Origin of the sequence: Neisseria sp. HMSC061B04 (assembly GCF_001836705.1) — a bacterium.
Taxonomy (GTDB): domain Bacteria; phylum Pseudomonadota; class Gammaproteobacteria; order Burkholderiales; family Neisseriaceae; genus Neisseria.
The window spans coordinates 1-510 of record NZ_KV830234.1; the positions used below are offsets into that span (position 1 = coordinate 1).

A 510-nucleotide genomic window follows, 5' to 3' on the forward strand; every position below is an offset into this window, starting at 1 on the left:
CGGCCGATTTGTAAACGCCAAATGCTTTTTTATCTAGTTTATAAACGCTTTTAACGCCGTTTGCTATATCGCCGTTTGCTTCGGGATTGGCGCATCTTTCCCATTCGACCATACGCCGAACGCCTAGGCTGGTTTTGCCGATATGGCAATGATGACCTATCAGGCTTCTGACATTTGCATCTATAAGCCGTGGGTGTTGTGTCAATAAAAAAATGTCTATGCCTTTATGTCGGTGTGTTTCAAGCTCTGCGACATAATCGGGGACTTTTGAACCGCTTGGGCGTGGACGAAATACGCGTTGACACTCATCAATCACGAGAATCGCGCCAGTAGGTGCCCATTTGTGCCACGTCTGCATTGTTTCGCCTTCAGGGATCGGCAGATTGGGGATGATTTGGCCGTCAACTTCGGGAATTCCGTCAAGATAAAGCGGACGATTTTTTAAATCGTCTCTTGTCATCAAATCCGAGATCATCTTTAATGTTTTGCCCGAACCGGGTACGCCTGTTA

At 46.9% G+C, this 510-nt stretch carries 1 protein-coding gene; it reads right to left on the reverse strand.

The window, feature by feature from the left end; all coding sequences use genetic code 11:
* Positions 1-510: zonular occludens toxin domain-containing protein (locus HMPREF2661_RS10805; RefSeq protein WP_283140447.1), on the reverse strand; the 510-nt coding region annotated here is incomplete at both ends.